The following is a 17,658-nucleotide window of genomic DNA, read 5'->3' on the forward strand; positions in this document are numbered from 1 at the left end:
AAGTCATGAGAAAAGATTCTCTAGGATACAGACATAGTGATCATTCTGTAGGGTTAGCCACTGTTCACCTAGTTTGGATACCGAAACGTAGAAAACCCGTATTGACAGGCAATATTAAATTGCGATTATCCGAAATACTAGATTCAGTTGCGAGTGATAAGGAATGGATTATTAAAGCTAAAGAAATAGCATCAAACCATGTTCATTTACTTGTAGAATACGACGAAAAAACGCCTATTTGTGATGTAATCAAAGCTTTCAAGGGTAGAAGTTCTAGGATATTAAGAGACGAGTTTCCTGAGTTAAAAAAACTCCCGTCTCTCTGGACTAGGAGCTATTTTTATGACACCTCTGGAAAGATTAGCACAAGTAAAGTAATGGCTTATATAAATGACCCACATCATGAAAGACATTAGTGTTGAATGCAGATAAATCTGCTTGATTCGGTTTTCCACCCCGCTTTAAAAAGACGGGGCTACCAACCTCCCATCCATCTTACGTGTAAATGATCAATAGCCTGTGGGGGCGCACAGCTGTGCGCCCCTACCATATTAGGCATTTAGCGAAATGGTATAATCTTGTCCCCTATTTCAAGACGTACTTCCCAATTTCTGCAACTAACTCCTTCAAACTGACAGGCTTGGACATATAACTATCTACACCCACAGCCATGATTTGTTCTTGATCCGATCGCATGGCGAAGGAAGTGAGGGCAATAATGGGAATATGGGCTATGTCTGCATCTTGGCGAATTTGGCGGGTTGCTTCTAAGCCATCCATTTCCGGCATTTGCACATCCATTAAAATTAACTGTGGTTGCTGGGTTTTAGCAATTTCTATTGCTTGTTGTCCATTGTTTGCCAATAGAATTCGATAGCCGTAAGCTTTTAGATATTGGGTAATAGTTAAGATATTAGCTTCGTTATCTTCCGCTAAGAGAATTAATGGTTGAGAAGAAATATTTTCCCTTTCAACAAGTTTCCTACTAGGAATTTCCGCATCTTCTACCAATTCTTTAATTTGTCTTTCTGGTTCTTTCCACGGAAGCGTGAATGTAAATCGGCTACCTTTGTTAACTTCACTCTCAACCGCTATACTACCACCATGTAGTTCGGCAATTCGTTTGACTAAAGATAATCCTAAGCCAGTACCAGCATAACGGCGAGTATAGGAATTTTCTACTTGCACAAAAGGTTGAAATAAATTTGACAAGTTTTCTTGAGTAATACCAATGCCATTATCTACTACACTCAACTGAATTGTGTTGATTTTATTGGTAGTTGGGTCTATTTGATTGGCTACTTCTAGCCTCACTTCGCCACCTTCGGGTGTAAACTTAACTGCATTGCTCAACAGATTTATTAGTAATTGCCTGATGCGCCGTTCATCTACTTGAATTTTGCCTATATTTTCTGCTATTTGGGAGTGAAGATGGATATTTTTCTTAAATGCTTGCTGTTTGACAAAGATCAGACTAGAATCACACAATTCGCGTACAGAGGTAGGTGCAAGTTCTAGTTCCATCTTACCTGATTCAATTTTGGCTAGGTCGAGAATATCATTGATTAATGCTAGTAGATGCTTACCGCTATTTTCTAGGGTAGTTAGAGACTTGTGTTGTTCTTGGGTGACTGGGCCGCAGACTTCATCTTGCAGGGCTTCTGTGATGCCTAAAATGGAGTTGAGGGGAGTGCGTAATTCATGGCTCATATTCGCTAGGAAAGCGCTTTTGGCTAGGTTGGCGACTTCGGCGGCTTCTTTGGCTTGGCGTAATGCAACTTCTGCACGTTGGCGATCGCATACTTCCAATGTTAAGGCTACAAAGTCAGTAATCGACCCAGCAAAGTTTTGTTCGCTGAGTTTCCATTGGCGGGTGATCCCCACCTGTTCATTAAACACCATCCCCACAACTTCACCCCCGACCCAAATAGGAGCATCTATCAAAGAAACTACGTTGTTTGGTTCTAATAATTCACGCCAAAATTCTTGCACTCTTGGGTCTTTGCTGGTATCGTTGATAGTAATTGTGCGGGCGTTGGCTACTGCGGCAAAATACACAGGATATTCGGCGCGGCTACGTTCTTGACCTGATGAATGCCGATGATGGCTACGTTCGTAGAGGTCTACACATTGGAGTTTGCTGCGATCGCTACTATAAAGCCAAATACTGACTCGTTCTACTTCTAACGCCTGGGCGGCTTTCTCTGTAATGATGTGAAACGCTGTTGCTAAATCTCCTGCGGATATTGCGCGATGCTTGGCTAGTTCTCCTAACGCTTGACTATGTTGGCGTAATTGCTGCTCATTTTGAATACGTTCGCGGATTTCCTGCTGTAATTCTTGGGTGCGCTGTTCTACACGCATTTCTAATTGTTCAAAGGATGCTCGTAATTCTTGGGACATTTGGTTAAAAGACTGACCCAACACTTCCAATTCAGCAATACCTTCTACAGTGACTACTGATTCTGCATCGTTACTGAAACTACCGTCCGCAGCCGTTTGCGCCAAAGCTTTGGCTGCTTTACTCAAGCTGAGAACAGGTTGAGCAATCCAGCGAGTTGTGACAATTCCCAGTGCGGTGGCTAAGACAAAAGCTCCTAAACATAGGAAAATTGTGATTTGTGTGTGGCGGTTGATTTGCTCCATAAAGTCACCTTCTGGAATCACCACTGCAATCAACCAATTGATATTTGTTTGATTATTAAAAGGTTGAATTTCCAGAAATTGGCGTTTACCATCAACGGAAAATTCTAATTCCTGTAAATGATGAATTTTATTTAAGTTACCGAATTTACTAGCTAAAAACTTCGCTGTTGCTTGTGTTAAATAGTTACTACTTGCGGATGCTGCTAATCTGATAGTGCTACCATTTTTAAAGAAAAATGGTTGTTCACCTGTAGAAGAAGCTACTAGTAAGCCTGAGCGTTCAATAATAAAAATTTGTCCCGATTTTCCCACCTTGAGGTTTCTTAAATACTCACCAATATCTGATAAATGACATAGTGTAGTGTTGACTCCTAACAGTTTACCTTGAGCATTGTAAATAGGGACAGAAGCACTGATACGTAGGGTTTTTTCTGTCAAGGGGGCGTAGATTTGACTAAAACTGAATTGACGTTGCTTAATTGCTGTTTGATAAAAAGGGCGCGATCGCGGGTCGAAATTTTTGATTATTTCTGGTAGTTGATTGCGTTGACCTTTGCTATTGACTTTATAACTGTAGAGGTTATAATTACTTAAGCGACCCGATTTTCTCACCAGAAATTCGTCATTATTGAGCTTTTCTACTGATAGGTGTTCTCCTTGGGCATTACTGATTGCAATAGCAAGAGAAGAGGGAAAGATTTCTAATTGCTGCATAAGGTATGGTTCCCAAGCAGAAATATCCTGCATATTTAACAGTCCAAACTGTAAGGCGTTCTTGTTGCCATTAAGTATTTGATGGGGAGTAGATAAAAATGTCTGTAAGTCTTGTCTAACTTGATTAGCAATTTCCTGGCGTAACTCACTGGCTACCTCATTGACCGCCCTTTGTCCATTACGGAAAGATAAGTATCCTGTCAGTCCCACGGCTAAGGAGATTTGCAGGAGAAATGGCACTACCAAAACGCGACTGAGTGGCACATTCTTCACTAAGCTCGAAAGCCAACTTTGCCCAGGATTTTGCTTCATTTGCTGACTGCTCCTAGTGCTTTAATTGTTGCTTGCTGTGCCTGAGTTAACCCAACTGCTCCCGTAATATTCATCCCTTCGTAAGGTCTATGCGCTCGGAGAATTTGTATACAGTCGCCAGTATGAATACTCCATAGTCTGATGGTTTCGTCGGCGCTGCTACTTGCCAAGGTTTCCCCATCTGGACTAAAAGCTACGGATAAGACTTGGCTGGTATGTCCGCGCCATGTCTTGAGACATTGACCGCTATTTACAGCCCAAAGTTTCACAGTTTGGTCGGCGCTACCACTAGCTAAGGTTTGTCCGTCGTGGCTGAAGCTGATGGATGAGACTTGATTTGTATGTTCTGATAAAGTTTTCAGGTTTTTACCTGTCTGCACATCCCAAAGTTTTACAGTATGGTCAGCACCAGCACTTGCCAAGATACGCCCATCGGGACTGAAAGCTACAGCTAATACAGCATTGGTGTGTCCTCGGAAGATTTGCAGACATTCCCCAGTCTGCAAGTGCCAAATTCTGATGGTTTGGTCGGCGCTGGCTGTGGCTACCCCATCAGAACTGAAAGCTACGGATAAAACTGCATTTGTATGTCCTGAGAAAATATCCAGACATTCTCCTGTTTGAGTATCCCAAATTCTCGCTGTTTGATCGGCGCTACCACTGGCAAATGTCTGTCCATTGGGACTAAAAGCCACTGACCAAACAGTTTCTTGGTGTTCGGTTAAGGTCTTGAGACATTGCCCGGTTTCTAGATCCCACAATTTGATACTGCGGTCAGCGCTACTACTGAGGAGGATGGCTTGTTGGGGATGAGGTGCAATTGCTAAAATATGATTTGTATGCCCAGTCAATGTTTTGATACATTGTCCTGTCGCTATATCCCACAGTCGAATTAGTTGGTCATGGCTGGTAGGGGCGCACATCTGTGCGCCCCCACAGAACACAATGGCTGATATTTGGTTAGTATATCCTTGTAATGTTCTGATACACTGCCCTGTCGCCGTATCCCACAGGCGAATTACTTGGTCATCTCCGCCACTAGCTAGGACTGAGCTATCAGCATTAAATACTACCGTCCGTACCCAGTTTTCATGACCTGATAAGACTCGCAGACAATTTCGGGTGACAACATCCCACAACCTAATGGTTTGGTCAGCACTAGCACTAGCAATCATTAATCCATCGGAACTAAAACTGACTGATAAAATCGAGTTACTATGCCCTGATAAAGTGCTGATACACTGCGCTGTTTCCATATCCCAAAGTTTGATTGTATGGTCATCGCTACCACTGGCTAAAATTCTCTTGTCACTCCAAGCAAGAGACTGGATAGTTGCACGATGACCATAGAAACTATGCAGATATTCCCCTGTCTGTGCATTCCACAATCTGATGGGTTCATCGCCGCCAGATGTCGCCAACAGTGAGCCATCGGGACTCAATGCTACTATCTGAATCTGATTGCTGTGGTCTTGTAGGGTGGCTAAAGATTTCCCTGTGTGAAGATCCCACAGAGTGACAGTTTGATTTCTGCCGCGACTGACAAGAATGTTACCTATAGGATGAGGTGCAATCGCTAATATTTGGCTAGTATATCGTTGTATGGTTCTAGTAGTTTGCCCTGTATTTATATCCCAAAACTGGATGCTTTGGTCTGCACTATGACTAATTAAAGTTTGACCATCAAGGCTGAAATATAAGGACTTGATCGCCTGGACGTTACCCCGCAAAGTTAAATGTAATTGACCATCCGCCACAAGCCACAGATGTATCTCGCCATTATCATCACCCGTGGCTAAAAATTCTCCATCTGGGCTAAAGGCTGCTGATAAAATGCTACCAAAGATTTGCCTAAAAACTGATTTGGAGAAATGTGCATTGCTAAAATTGACACGGTGTAAATTTACGCCTCTCAGGTCAGCTTGCCAAATTGGTAGATGGGAAAAGTCATAATCACTTAAGTCAGTTTCTAAATGATGCAGCAGGTTAAGAATATTACCAGCTAAATAACCAGACTCCAGCGATGCTTGCTGACGCTGTGTAGCCAAAATTTGCATTAATTGTTGAGCGATCGCTTTTTTGCTTCCCAATTGCCGCAATAATTCTGCAATTAAGGGCTTGACAATTAAACGTATTTGTGATTCTTTAATATAATCTTTCGCTGTGGCTTTGACAATTGCGTGGGTTATCGGTAGGGGCGCACTGTGCATCCCTACATTCTGCATCCCTGCAACAATTTCCGCAGATACCTGTGCCAAAAAACGCTCTGTGACATATTCCATAATCACGGGTTGTTGCGTAAACCCGATCATGCTCTGTTCAATGAGAGAACGTCGGAGTATTGATTCTACAGCTTCTAGAAGTTGGTGTTTGAGTAACTGGGGATAAATATCATCAGCTAATTCATACAGCGAAACACCCTCGCGGTTAATTGCTAACCAATACATGACGTTTTTTTCTGTCTGTGTCAGGCGTTCAAATTGTTGGTTGAGCAAGGTGCGGATGCTATTAAAACTAGAAATTCCTGTGGCGAGGAATGCAGAAACATCACCAGCAAATAAATCCTGAATTGCAGTGGCGACAATTTTTAAAGCTAGAGGATTTCCACTATATAAGTCAATTAGTTGCTGACTTTCTTGTTGGGATACAGACAAACCCTTAATTGTGAGGATTTCCTGAGCTGCTGTATTTAACCCTGTTAATTGTAGCGATCGCACTGGTAAAATTTCCCCAGCCAAAGCAGCAATTTCATTCGGCTTTTCCCGACTGGTAATTAATAAACAACTTTGGTGTGCAACTTCGCCGACAAGCCGCAGCAATTCACCATACCCCTCATACTCTGCTGGAAAACTACCTGCATAACTGCTATCCTGCATCAAAGTTTCCAGATTATCCAACACCAACAAACAACGATGCTGGCGCAGATATTCCATCAACTTAGAGATTTTCAGAGCGGTTGTATTGGGTAATTCTAGAGTTTGCTGTGCAGATAAAACTTTAAGTAAATCATCCAACAACTCCGATAACAGAGGCGCATTCCTAAGACTACGCCAGATTAAAAACTCAAACTGGTTTTGAATTTCCTCCGCCAGCTTAGTTACTAACGTTGTCTTACCAATACCACCATTACCTAAAAGTGCCACCAGTCGGCAATGATCATTTAACACCCATTGCTGTAACGTCGATATTTCTGCTGAACGCCCACAGAATAAAGTAACATCAACCGCCTCGCCCCAGTCATAATTGACTGGAGAGTGGGTTGTCTCCTCTGCTCCTCTGCTCCCCTGCTCCTCTGCTCCACTGCTCCCCTGCTCCCCTGCTAACTCTAAAACTCGCCTTGCACCTGTGTAATCTTCAACTTCTAATTGTAAATTTACCGCTTTAAATACCAGCGCGATGGAATCTTTATCAACGCCTTGACACCGCAAAATCTTACGAATTGTAGCCGGATGCAAACCTTGACCTTCAACTAATTGAGAACGCCGCACTAATTCCTGAACTGCATAGCGTTCTATTTCTAGCTGAAGCATCCGATTTTGCAGTTTTGCTTGTCCTGTGGGACTAAGCACTACCCCTCGAACTCGCTGTCCTGTAGGCAGATCCATTGCTCATACTCAGCCGGGTCAAATGCAATATATCATATTATGTCCGCTTAAACAGTTATCATATCGTCAGGGTCGGTAATAGGTAATTGGTAATCGGAGAAAACAATTACCTATTATATCATGTCCGCTTAAATACTTATCATATATTGGGGGCTGGTAATAGGTAATCGGTAATCGGTAATGGCTCACAACAATTACCTATTAGCTATTACCAATTACCGACCAAAACAACCATATTATAAGTAATTAGCCGAACTTGATATTACCTATTACCAACTAAACCAACCATATCGTCAGTAATTAGTAGGGGCGCACAGCTGTGCGCCCCTACGTGTATATCTGATTCAAAGGCATTTCTCATTCACATCAGGCGTAATTACGAATTATTAATTTCCACTCAGGCTGATGAGCAAGCCTAAAAGTACAATGATTGTGATGATAATATACAAACTATCTCGTTGTCGTATAAAAGCTAGTAGGGAAAAGGCGACTCTCGCAACAGGCGTAATGATTAATAAAAGTAATCCTAGCTGAATGATGCCACGACGACGACCGGAAAAGGCTGCTGTCGCCACTCCTTCAGGACTGCTAAAATATGGGGGTTCACCACGAAAAATTTCATAATTAGGAGCCTCATTACCATGATTAATTAAGTAGAAAACTCCACCAATAAAAACTACGGCAGTAGCGATAATTACTCCATATCTTAGAAGATTGCCAACTAAGATTTCAAATTGCCTTTCGCTCAAGTTACTTCTATTAGCCGACATCTTAAATTCTCCCGACTAAACCGTTATAAATCATTTGTATACCTAAGAGCGAAATTACTAAACTAAAAATAGTTCTTAAAATTCCTACCTTGGCTCTAACTAATACCTTTGCTCCTAATAATGCTCCTAATAATACACCCAACATTACAGGCATTGCTAAACCGGGATCAATATAACCTCGTTTTAAATAAACTCCAGCACTTGCGGCGGCTGTTACCCCAATCATAAAATTGCTGGTAGTAGTAGAAACTTTAAAAGGAATCTGCATAAATTGATCCATTGCTAATACTTTGAGTGCGCCAGAACCAATTCCTAATAAACCAGAAAGCATACCTGCAACAAACATCAAACTAAACCCAGCTTTGACAGCGTGGACATTATAAGCTTGTTCTCCTTCGGGTGTTGGGTAGGTGCTATTTAAGCGCAAACGAGTTGCTAAGGGATCTGGGGGTTTGTTGTCTTGGTGTTCTGAGTGGGGTAGACGATACAGATAAGCGCTGTAAAGTAAGATAACGCCGAACACTACAGCTATGATTCTAGTAGGAGTGTAGGCGGCAATGATAGCACCTGCGATCGCACCAAATGTAGTGGCGACTTCTAAGAACATTCCCAAGCGAAGATTTGTATAACCTTCTTTGACATAAGCGGAAGCTGCACCGGAAGATGTAGCAATTACAGATACTAAAGATGCACCAATAGCGTAACGAATATCAACGTGAAATACCAAAGTTAAGAGGGGAACTAGCACCACCCCGCCGCCTAAACCTGTTAACGCTCCCAAGAACCCCGCAGTAGCAGAACCAAGCCCAACTAACAAGGTAAATTCGAGAATATTCAAGCAATACCACCTCCATTATTCAGACAGGACTGACCCATCAAGGATATCTGCTAAGACCGGGTGTAAGGGTGTAATACCAATTCAAAATTACGTCTAATATGAATTAAGTTTATATCTGTAGGGGCATAAGAAGCCCCTACAGATATGGTATTAACTAGCAAGATACATACTAATTTCTCCCTTATTTTGTCTAAGGATTTTTAGAGCTTGTTGCTCTATTTGTCTGATGCGTTCTCGACTGACACCCATAAGCTGACCAACTGCTGTTAAAGAAAGTTCATGACCGTCATTTAACCCGAAGCGGAGAGTTAATACTTCTCGCTGTTGCGGAGATAATTTTTTTAATAAGTTTTGCAAGTCTTGTTGTAGAGATTCTTCGACAACATAACTTTCTGGTGAGATGCCTGTATCTTCTAAAATATCTTGTAATTCAGAATCCTGATGTGGGCCAATTCGCGTTTCTAGCGACATGGGTTTACGGGCAAGATGTAAACATTCTCTCACTTCTTGAGGCTTTAATGATAAGGCAGTAGCGATTTCATCAGTTGTAGGAACACGACCTAATTTTTGGGATAATTCTCTTTGGACACGTTTAATTTTGCTCAATTTTTCAAACACATGAATTGGTAAACGGATAGTGCGACTTTGTTGTGCGATCGCTCTTGTAATTCCTTGACGTATCCACCAATAAGCATAGGTAGAAAACTTGTAACCAAGTTCTGGATCAAACTTTTCTATTCCCCGTTCCAAAGCTAAATTTCCTTCTTGAATTAAATCCAAAAATTCCATATTTCTTTGTTGATATCTCTTCGCTATTGAAACCACTAATCGTAAATTAGCGGCAATCATTTTTTGCTTGGCTTGTTGTCCTTGATGTATTTGCTGTTGTATTGTGGCAATACTTGTATGCAAATAATCAGCCCATGCTTGTAATGTTGGTTCATGCCCTAATTGCACAGCTAATTTTTTCTGAGCATTTAGTAACTTTATCATCTGCTGTACTTGTTGAGCCAAAATAATTTCTTGTTCATGAGTTAATAAAGGTACTCGTCCTATTTTTTGTAAATAATTGCACATATTATCTCTAACAGACAATGATTGCTGATTAGTAACAGCAGTTTCAGAAGGAAGAGACATTATATTCATGGTTGCTAAATCCTGAAAAGTTAATAATTTAGGGACAATTACAGTTGAAAGATGGCTGTTAAGGGTGGTTTTTTGTAGGAATAAATCTCAAAATCAAACCGTAAACCAATAACAAGCTGATGAAAAACAGAAATTCAATTAATACAATGATGGTGGACATAAGTTTGTTGGTTGTTAATTTTTTGTAGAGATTGAATTGTAAGTCGGTGTATTAAATACTCCTATGCTGTTGAATGGGAAAAAGCGGAAAAGTGCTTTACCTACTATGTTTTGACGAGGAACAAAGCCCCAATAATGACTATCAAAACTATTATTGCGATTGTCACCTAAAACCAGATAAGAGTTTGCGGGGACAATTACAGGCCCCCATTGATAATCTGGTTTAGCTTCGATGTATTTTTCCTTTAAAGGAGAATCATTAACATAAACTTGTCCATTTTTGACTTCAACCTTCTCTCCAGGTAAACCAATAACACGCTTCAGAAAAGCATCATGATAATTTTCTTGTTGCAATGTTTTGGTAGGATTAAAGACTATAATATCGCCTCGGTGGGGGGAGCTAAAATCATAGCTAACCTTGTCTATAATCAAGCGATCGTCTGGCTGAATAGTTGGTTCCATTGACCCCGAAGGTACATAACGAGCTTCAGCAACAAAAGTACGCATCCCTAACGCTAAAATCAAACTTAAACCAACAGTTTTTATGCCTTCAAGCCAAACATTTTCTGAGCGAGATGATTCTGTTTTTTGGTGAGAAATGGTAGACATAATTAACAAACAGATTACTTATTGAACTTTTGTACCAATTTGTCCTTGAGAAGCAAATAAATTGCCAGCAGCATCATTTTCATAAACGCAAGAAATTTGGGGTGAATTTTCCAACTTGCCAGTATAAGCAAATGTATTTAGCCTATTTTTGCAATCACCTGTTTGCTGAGATGTGATGAGATTCCTTTGTTGTAAAATCGCCCAATCACTAGTACGTAAAACGCATCCAGGCTGCATACGCGGTTGTGTTATGTACACTTTAAAAGGGTTGAGAGTCAGGAAAACACGAGTATCTGTGACAATTGCACTTGCACCATACTGGACACAAAGATTTGCATCAGGTGCAGCACTATCAATATAAACACTACTAGCAATATTTTCTGGATTAGAGTTAGCAACGCTAGTTAAACTGACACCAATTAAAACTCCTACTAGTAAGGCGGCGCAGACAATGGCTACTATCATTGTATTGAGGCGGAAAGGTTGATTTTTATGAGGTGTAGGTGTATTACGTTGCATAAGATAAGCCTGCAATAACTTTTCAAAATGAGGCAAATATTATTTATTATTTGTGGGTAAAACTTTTGGGTGCAAATTCAAATTGAGAGTTTGTCCATTGCGGAGAACTTGCAGTTGTAAATTACCGCCGCTTGGGGTATTATCTACAGCTTGTTGCATCTGTTCCGCATGATTAATTGCTTGGTTATTGGCTTTGATAATCACATCACCTGCGCGGATTCCGCCTTGGTTTGCTGGTGATTTTTGGGCAACTTTAACTACTAATACACCTTGAGATTGATCAACAGTAATAAAGGAGTTGGGATCATCGTTAATTTGTTGTTTGACTTCTGGTGTTAGGGTAATCATTTGAATACCCAAATAAGGATGATCAACTTTGCCTGTAGTGATTAATTTGGCAGCGATTTTTTTAGCAGTGTTAATCGGAATAGCAAACCCTAAACCTTGAGTATTTTGAATAATGGCAGTGTTAATACCTATTACTTGGCCATTCGCATTGAGTAAGGGGCCGCCAGAATTACCAGGATTGATAGGTGCATCAGTTTGGATATAATCAACACGTTCATTAGGCATTCCTACCTGAGAACTAGAACGACCGATCGCACTAATAATGCCATGAGTTACAGTATTATTTAAACCAAGAGGATTACCAATAGCGATCGCCCAAGCTCCCGGTTGTAATTGATGAGAATTACCTAGCTGTACCGTTGGCAAATTATCAGCTTGAATTCTCACCACAGCTACATCGGTTACTGGGTCAACACCCATGACTTTACCTTTAAAAGTGCGTCCATCCTTCAGGGTGACACTCACCGTATCAGCACCGTTGACTACATGAGCATTGGTGAGAATTTCCCCATGAGGATCAATAATGAAACCAGAACCAATACCCCGTTCAATCTCTTGGGATGGTTCTTGTGGTAACTGGTTGCCAAAAAATTGCTGAACTAGAGGATCATTTAAAATACCTGCATTGCGATTTTTGATGGTGCGTGTAGAATCAATACGTACCACCGCAGAGCCGACTTGATCAACTACAGCCGTGATAAAGTTAGGGTTTTTATCTAAGGTTAAGTTTGGCGATGGTTGGGTGGCTGTTGCATCTGAGAGTTGCAGTGTTGGAGGTAAAGTTTGTGAATGGGGGAACAAACGCAGACTGATGATTGTCGCGCCTGCGCCTGCTAAAATTAGCCCTAAGTAAGATAAAGGTTTTTTCCATTGATGATGCTGTGGTTCAACTGGCTGTGCTGGTGAATCAACATCAGCTAATGGATGGGGACTATCTTCAAAATCCTGGTTTACTGTCTTCATAACCCAAAACACCTTGAGAAATCAATGTTTTTCGTTTGCCTTGGTAACAAGTTTCGGCTTTTGGCAAGGGTTTTTGGGTGAAGATAGATAACTTAGGGAGAATTTAACAGTTATCAGTTATCAGTTATCAGTTATCAGTTATCAGTTATCAGTTATCAGTTATCAGTTATCAGTTATCAGTTATCAGTTATCAGTTATCAGTTATCAGTTAAATACGTTGGTGAAACACCACACCAATTGTTGGAAGCTTACATCTTGCACCACTCTCTTATTGCGAATATCTGAGCTTCAAAACCCTTGTGATTTCGTAGGGTGGGCAATGCCCACCATCTGCTTATTGAGAAGGTGCAAGATATGAAGAAGGGGTATTTTGGCGCTTCTTTATCCCCCACCATCCGCCGTCAGGACTCGGTAACTGTAGGGTGCGTCAGTCCTAATAATTTCGTACACATTCAAGGATTTTCTACATCTGACGCACCCTACCCATGTCCCCTGTCACCTGTCCCCTGCTATACAATTGTATGCTCATGAATAATTAAAGGTTTCCTGGTATTCGCTTTACCTTGCACCTGTGCCATGTACAAATATGACAGTGGTCATTTTTATTGAGCAATTGCCAAGTTTCTCTTTGTATTATTCACAACCACGTTTTTGCATATAAATTCAATTTAATAAATCCTATGGAACGCAAACAGTCTGTATGGGTAGTGGATGACGAACCGAATGGTTTTGAGGTAATTGAGTTGTTGCTACGGCGGGAAGGATATCACCTGACTTACTTCAACAGTGGTAAAGAAGTGCTGAGTCAATTGGCATCTAGTTTACCTGATGTCATTCTCTTAGATGTGATGATGCCGGAAATTGATGGGATTGAAACTTGTCGCCGCATTAAAGCTAATTCCCAATGGAAACCAATCCCTATTATTATTGTGACAGCTTTGGACTCGAAGGAAGACTTGGCGCGATCGCTGGCGGCTGGTGCTGATGATTTCCTCACCAAGCCGATAAATGGGGTAGAATTACGGGCGCGTGTCCGTTCTATGTTGCGAATTAAACAACAATACGACGCACTCCAAGCCAGCGTCAATTTGCGGCGGGATTTATCTAAACTTGTGGTAGAAGATATACGTCAACCCATGTCTACGGTGTTGTTGGGTACTCATTTGCTACTACAAAGTAATTTAGATACCAAAGATAAAGAACGCGCCGAAATGATTCACAAAGCCGGACTAGAGATTGATACAATTATTAACGGTTTGCTACGGTTAGCCAAAATGGAATCTGGCAAACTGGTATTAAATCCAGTGGAAGTAGACTTAAACGAATTAGTAGAAGTAGTAGTTGAGAATTTTGGGGCGATCGCTAATTCTAAACAAATCCAACTTATCACTAAATTACCCCAACAAGGACGTTGGCTAACTATTGATGCTGAGTTATTTCATCGCTTGCTGGATATTCTCATTACTAATGCAATTCAATCATCCCCTACACACAGCACCATTATATTAGCAATTGATTATCCAGAGGAATCTGAGAAAAAAGCAATTATTCGTTTCACAGATGAAGGTGTAGGTATTAATAAAGATTTACAGCAATCTATTTTTACTCAATATGAATCTGGTAGTTTAATTAGGGGGACTTCGCAAATTGGTTTAGGTTTGGCATTTTGTCAAATGGTGGTTGAGGCGCATGGCGGTATTATTACAATTGAGGATAATCAGCCGCAAGGTGCAGTTGTAATTGTGGAAATTTGATTGTAGGAGTAGGGGCGCACATCTGTGCGCCCCTACGACGAATATTTTTTATCTTTTCAATAACTTATCTTTCTTCATCCCGAATTGACTTTATCAAAATCACAATATAAATGAAAATCAACTCGCCAAGCTATGAAATAGCTTACCTCAGAATTATGCTTACCCGTAGAATCCCTACCATTGGTCTTTTAACTGGCGTAATATCAATTTGTTTAGGTCATGGCATTGCATTAGCTGATATCCCTGGGAATCATCCCTATTATATTCATGCTCGTAGTGATTTACGTAAAGCTGAATCACTGCTAGAAACTGCTGATGAATTTAATGTTACTCCAGAAATGAGAGATGCGGCTAAATATGTTCGTAGTGCCATCCAAGATATTGAAGTTGCTAGTGTTTTGGATGGTAAAAATACAAATAATTATCCAGCAGTAGATACTTCACTCAACCATCGAGATAAGTTTCAACAGATTTATCAATTACTCAATGCTGCTAATCAGGATATAGCAAGAGAAGAAGATAACAACTTTGTACTTAGTTGGCGGAATAAAGCTGAAGTTGAGATTAATCAAGCCAAACATTTTACGGCGATCGCTGCTGTGAGAGATACTGTTGATGATTTGAATGGTGATTGATTTTTTCACTCAAACTTTGATGTATAGGAGGGGACAGGTGACAGGTGACAGGTGATAGGTTGAAAAGCCGCTTGCCATAAAGATTATATAATTCATCCTTGTCCTAACCTATGTGGTTACTGCTATAAATATCGCCGGAAATTTATTCATGTAATACCAAATCCTGATGATTCACCATATATCTATTGCCGCCAAAAATCCACTTCGCGTTGCCCATGCTTTAGCAGAACTTTGGCATGGTGCTGTCTATTCATTCAGTCGGATTTCCGGCGGTTACATTGTGAGAGATTTTGATGAGCATGGGACAGCTATTGAAATCTATCCGTTGGGAACTAAATTAGCTCCTACTACTGGGAATCGAGATGTTGTCCAAAGTTCAATTTCGCCTAAACTTTCGCCATTTCATGCAGCCATTTCTGTCTCTGTTGAGCAAGAACAAATTGAGCAAATTGCTAACCGAGAAGGATGGTTTGTACAATTGTGCGATCGCGGCCCTTTCAAAGTAGTGGAATTTTGGGTTGAGAATCAACTACTTTTGGAATTACTTCCACCTAAACTTAGTAATCAATATCTAGAATTTACTCAACCACAAAATACTAATCAATTTTTCGGTACGCCAATAACAGCCTAATTAAAAGATAAAAAAAGTGTCATTTCTCACAAGAGAGATAGCACTTTTATCATTGATAATAGCTGCTATGAACTTAATTAAGAATTACTTGGATTAAGCAAGGCTGCCATTCTTTGTAACTTTCTACCTACTTCTTCTTGTGTGTAAAAGAAGGTGAAAAAACGCAGTAATTCATCCATTGAAGAATTTGTTTGCTGAATTTCTGGCTGTTGGTTCAGTTCTTGGGTAGCATTAGCAATTGCAACCTCTATCTCTGGCAAAGATAGATGAGATTCGGGGAATTTAACGGCTGTTGCCAAACTCAGCATTGCGTTTTGAGTTACCTGTGCTAATTGGGTAATTTGCGGTGAAAGCATCTGCCAAAAATTATCCTGTTGTCTTGCTAGTACAGTATGTTCCATAGCGAGGATGTGTTCCCAAATTCTACGAATTAAGAACTCCCAAGCTTCATTTATTCTTGTGTCTATTGGTTCGTTAGTTTGTCCTTGTCTGACTTCGTTCCATAACTCTCTTTCTGCCAATAGTGAATTAATTATATTCAGTTTCAATCCATCAACACTTGCACGATCATAATTGCCTGTCAAGGCACAGTTTACAACCAACCTATAAAACTCCTCCAAATGCACTAGCGTTTGAGATAGGTAACGTCTCAATTCTGTACCAGCACGAGCCGGAAAAATCAAATTGTTTACCACCAAGGCGACAGCAATACCTAAGAAGGTTTCTAAATATCTGTGCCAAGCATAAATCCAAGGAGATTGGCTATGGCTTAAAATGACGATCGCTGCAATATATCCTGCTAATTTTGCCGCTTCATTAAATTTAAAGTAGGAAGCGAAAAATACGGTGAGGAAAACACACAATAATAATGATAATGAATTGCTACCTAAAGCGATCGCAAAAATCGCTCCCGCTACCGCACCGATAGTTGTACCAATTAATCGCTGAATACCTAGCTTCAAGGTACTACCGTGGGTAGATGACATGACGATAATTGCTGCTATCACTGCATAAAATGGATATTCCCAACGCAACCCTTGAGCAATAATTAGAGATATGGCTGATGCGATCGCCATTTTGAACGCCATTTTACCCAGAAGTAGCGTTGACATTCCTTTGGGCGTAGTAGCCCAAGTTGTTAATTTGGAGATAATGTTCTTTTTGACTGGGCTAGCTTCAGAGGGGAGTCTATTAGTTGACTTTGCCATGAATATCTCAGTTATACTAGCTTATATCAAACTAACAATACTCCAAAATGCCAAGGCTTAACGCTGCTGTGGCTGAAACTGACTCAATAGCCAAGCACCTACTTGAGATTGATTCATTTGACGACTACGGCGTAAGGCTTCCTCTAAAATAGCAATTACCAATCCAGGCAAAACCTGCGATTCTTGAATACGTTTACTACCTTGATCTGCCATAGCATAGGCAATGATTTGGGCATTTTGTACATCTACCACCCAGTATTCAGCAACGCCTAATTCTTCATAAAGACTTCGCTTTGTTCCCAAGTCATCGAGTAAAGATGTGTTTGCAATCTCAATAACTAAATCCGGTGCTGGGTAGCGATCGAGGTTGACAATCCCTGTACCATTAGGGATAACTTGGGCGTTTTCTCCCAGATAGTAAGCCACATCTGGCTGGCAATCCTGAACACCAGTTTTCCGAAAGGTTGTAGTATCTAAACCTGTAGCGAAAATTCCTCTAAGTGTTGCAAATAGAGTCACAGCAAAAATAATTACCACATGGTCATTACCATGATCAAAACTAACTGGTGGCATCTCCAGCCTCATGTACCCCTTATAGTAGTAGCTTTTCCCCTTTTCGGTCTGTAGTTCGGTGAGTGTCTGCAAATATTCTTGCCAAGAAGCAGGAATCCATGTATCCGTTGTTAACTGGGTTTGAGTTTCACTCATTGCCTCACCCTTTTGCCAGTAAGCTATATCTGTTGTAACTCACATTCTCAGTCTTTTGCTTGGATGATGGTGGTTGGAGGGCGATCGCTTCCT

Annotated in this window: 14 protein-coding genes; 4 read left to right on the forward strand and 10 right to left on the reverse strand. The window is 40.7% G+C overall.

Annotated elements, in window-relative coordinates; translation table 11 throughout:
- The first annotated feature begins 5 nt into the window (after window positions 1–5).
- A complete protein-coding gene (gene tnpA / locus H6G83_RS22310) occupies window positions 6–416 on the forward strand; it encodes an IS200/IS605 family transposase (RefSeq protein ID WP_190476165.1) in 411 nt (136 codons plus the stop codon).
- 169 nt (window positions 417–585) lie between these two features.
- Here the strand turns inward: tnpA and H6G83_RS22315 are convergent, their stop codons facing one another.
- The 8 genes from H6G83_RS22315 to H6G83_RS22350 form a co-directional block, all read right to left on the reverse strand.
- Window positions 586–3,672, reverse strand: a complete 3,087-nt coding sequence (locus H6G83_RS22315; protein WP_190476166.1) for an ATP-binding protein — start codon at window positions 3,670–3,672, stop codon at window positions 586–588.
- The gene (locus H6G83_RS22320) at window positions 3,669–7,277 is read right to left on the reverse strand and encodes a WD40 domain-containing protein (RefSeq protein ID WP_190476167.1); all 3,609 of its coding nucleotides are present in this window, start codon (window positions 7,275–7,277) and stop codon (window positions 3,669–3,671) included. The genes H6G83_RS22315 and H6G83_RS22320 overlap by 4 nt, the downstream gene beginning before the upstream one ends.
- Before the next feature lie 386 nt (window positions 7,278–7,663).
- A complete protein-coding gene (locus H6G83_RS22325; protein ID WP_190476168.1) occupies window positions 7,664–8,047 on the reverse strand; it encodes a DUF1634 domain-containing protein in 384 nt (127 codons plus the stop codon).
- A 1-nt stretch (window position 8,048) separates the two neighbouring features.
- Window positions 8,049–8,885: a sulfite exporter TauE/SafE family protein gene (locus tag H6G83_RS22330; RefSeq protein WP_190476169.1), complete on the reverse strand. Its 837-nt coding sequence runs from the start codon at window positions 8,883–8,885 to the stop codon at window positions 8,049–8,051.
- A gap of 150 nt (window positions 8,886–9,035) precedes the next feature.
- The gene (locus tag H6G83_RS22335) at window positions 9,036–10,031 is read right to left on the reverse strand and encodes an RpoD/SigA family RNA polymerase sigma factor (RefSeq protein WP_190476170.1); all 996 of its coding nucleotides are present in this window, start codon (window positions 10,029–10,031) and stop codon (window positions 9,036–9,038) included.
- A 174-nt stretch (window positions 10,032–10,205) separates the two neighbouring features.
- Window positions 10,206–10,799 (reverse strand): signal peptidase I, encoded by a 594-nt coding sequence (gene lepB, locus H6G83_RS22340; protein WP_190476171.1) that lies wholly within the window; start codon window positions 10,797–10,799, stop codon window positions 10,206–10,208.
- 18 nt (window positions 10,800–10,817) lie between these two features.
- The gene (locus H6G83_RS22345; RefSeq protein ID WP_190476172.1) at window positions 10,818–11,318 is read right to left on the reverse strand and encodes a DUF3172 domain-containing protein; all 501 of its coding nucleotides are present in this window, start codon (window positions 11,316–11,318) and stop codon (window positions 10,818–10,820) included.
- Between the two features lie 39 nt (window positions 11,319–11,357).
- Window positions 11,358–12,629, reverse strand: coding sequence for an HhoA/HhoB/HtrA family serine endopeptidase (locus H6G83_RS22350; RefSeq protein ID WP_190476173.1), 1,272 nt, complete (start codon window positions 12,627–12,629; stop codon window positions 11,358–11,360).
- Window positions 12,630–13,309: 680 nt separating this feature from the next.
- On the opposite strand from H6G83_RS22350, the gene H6G83_RS22355 reads away from it, so the two are divergent.
- The 3 genes from H6G83_RS22355 (at window position 13,310) to H6G83_RS22365 (ending at window position 15,649) form a co-directional block, all read left to right on the forward strand.
- Complete coding sequence (locus tag H6G83_RS22355) at window positions 13,310–14,383, forward strand: hybrid sensor histidine kinase/response regulator (RefSeq protein ID WP_190476174.1); 1,074 nt, start codon at window positions 13,310–13,312, stop codon at window positions 14,381–14,383.
- A gap of 110 nt (window positions 14,384–14,493) precedes the next feature.
- On the forward strand, window positions 14,494–15,018 hold the full coding sequence (locus tag H6G83_RS22360) for a hypothetical protein (RefSeq protein ID WP_190476175.1): 525 nt from the start codon (window positions 14,494–14,496) through the stop codon (window positions 15,016–15,018).
- A 166-nt stretch (window positions 15,019–15,184) separates the two neighbouring features.
- Complete coding sequence (locus tag H6G83_RS22365; protein WP_190476176.1) at window positions 15,185–15,649, forward strand: hypothetical protein; 465 nt, start codon at window positions 15,185–15,187, stop codon at window positions 15,647–15,649.
- Between the two features lie 77 nt (window positions 15,650–15,726).
- Here H6G83_RS22365 and H6G83_RS22370 read toward each other — a convergent pair whose 3' ends face one another.
- Both H6G83_RS22370 and H6G83_RS22375 read right to left on the reverse strand, forming a co-directional pair.
- Window positions 15,727–16,857 carry an FUSC family protein gene (locus tag H6G83_RS22370; protein WP_190476177.1) on the reverse strand — a complete coding sequence of 377 codons (1,131 nt, stop codon included), beginning with the start codon at window positions 16,855–16,857 and terminating at the stop codon, window positions 15,727–15,729.
- 57 nt (window positions 16,858–16,914) lie between these two features.
- Window positions 16,915–17,565: a Uma2 family endonuclease gene (locus tag H6G83_RS22375; protein WP_190476178.1), complete on the reverse strand. Its 651-nt coding sequence runs from the start codon at window positions 17,563–17,565 to the stop codon at window positions 16,915–16,917.
- Window positions 17,566–17,658: the final 93 nt, after the last annotated feature.

Origin of the sequence: Anabaena azotica FACHB-119 (assembly GCF_014697625.1) — a bacterium.
Taxonomy (GTDB): Bacteria; Cyanobacteriota; Cyanobacteriia; order Cyanobacteriales; family Nostocaceae; genus Trichormus; species Trichormus azoticus_A.